The 1,274-nt window shown below is 74.6% G+C and carries 2 protein-coding genes; one reads left to right on the forward strand and one right to left on the reverse strand.

The window, feature by feature from the left end:
* Nucleotides 1-975: helix-turn-helix transcriptional regulator (locus tag QH283_RS14835; protein ID WP_280503584.1), on the reverse strand; the 975-nt coding region annotated here is incomplete at its 3' end.
* Between the two features lie 32 nt (nt 976-1,007).
* Here QH283_RS14835 and QH283_RS14840 point away from each other — a divergent pair.
* The coding region (locus tag QH283_RS14840; protein WP_432420731.1) for a YdeI/OmpD-associated family protein at nt 1,008-1,274 on the forward strand (267 nt) is incomplete at its 3' end.

The following is a 1,274-nucleotide window of genomic DNA, read 5'->3' on the forward strand; positions in this document are numbered from 1 at the left end:
GTCCCGGCGGTCGGCCGGGACTCGGGCGGCTCCGTACCGGGCGAGGAGTTCCGCGCCGATGCGGGCGAGTTCGGCCCTGACCTCCGGCGGTTCCAGCACCTCGAGGTCGGCGCCCCAGCCCGCGAGGTTCGTCGCCAGGTACACCGGGCCGGGGGCGGCGACGCGGATTCGCGCGCGGCCGTCCTCGGTCTGTCCGTCGGTGTGGAAGTGCCTGCCGAACAGGTCGCGCAGGATCGGCACGTGACGGTGCGCCACGAGAACGGTGGCCCAGGTGGCCGAGCGGCGCTCCTCCAGCTCGCCGACGATCTGCTCCCAGGCCGCGGCCGCGTCGAAGCCGTCGGGGCGGACGGCGGGCCGGTCGGTGACCTCGGCGTCGACGATCCGGTCGAGCCGGAAGGTGCGCCTGCCGTCGCCGGTCCCGGCGATCAGATACCAGGTGTCGTCCTTGTCGACCAGCCCCCACGGGTCGACGAGCCGCTCGCTGCGGACCCCCGCCGCGTTCACGTAGGTCAGCGCGACCTTACGGCTGCGGATCACCGCGCCCTGCAACAGTTCCGCGCGCGGCGGGCGGCGGCGCTCGCGTCCGGCCTCGCCCCACCGGGCGGGGTCGAGCACGGTCGCCCGGGCGGCGGCCTCGGCATCGGCACGGAACGTCTGCGGCAGCGCGCGCACGAGCTTGCGCAGCGCCGATTTCGCCTCCTCCGAGGCGGCGGCGGCCGGACCGACGAGCAGGAACAGCGCCTGCGCCTCCCCGGCGGACAGACCGGACAGGTCGGTGCGGGCGCCGCCGAGCAGCGACCACCCGCCGCCCCGGCCGGGCTGCGGGTAGACGGGGATGCCCGCCGCCGAGAGCGCCTCTAGGTCGCGGCGGGCGGTGGCGACGGACACCTCCAGCTCGCCGGCGATCTCGGCGGCGGTGACCCGCCCTCTGGCCTGCATCAGCAGCAGGGTCGCCACCAGTCGGTCCGCGCGCATCCGCCCAGTCTCGCCGAAAAGGTGCTCAACAGATGAGCACTTTCGCGGGGACGATGGAGCTGGCGCGCCACAGCCGGTCGGAGAAGGTGGTCTGGCTGGTCATGCCGCACAAGAACAGCGAGGTTGCCGGCCCTGGCTACGCGGAGGCAGTCGAGCACGCGCTGTGCTTCGGCTGGATCGACGGGCACAGCCGCAAGCACGACGCGCACAGTTCCCGCCTGCGGTTCACCCCGCGACGGCCGGACAGCACCTGGAGCCCGCCGAATCGGGAGCGCGCGGAACGGATGATCGCGCGGGGC

Origin of the sequence: Nocardia farcinica (genome assembly GCF_029867845.1) — a bacterium.
GTDB classification, from domain to species: domain Bacteria; phylum Actinomycetota; class Actinomycetes; order Mycobacteriales; family Mycobacteriaceae; genus Nocardia; species Nocardia farcinica_A.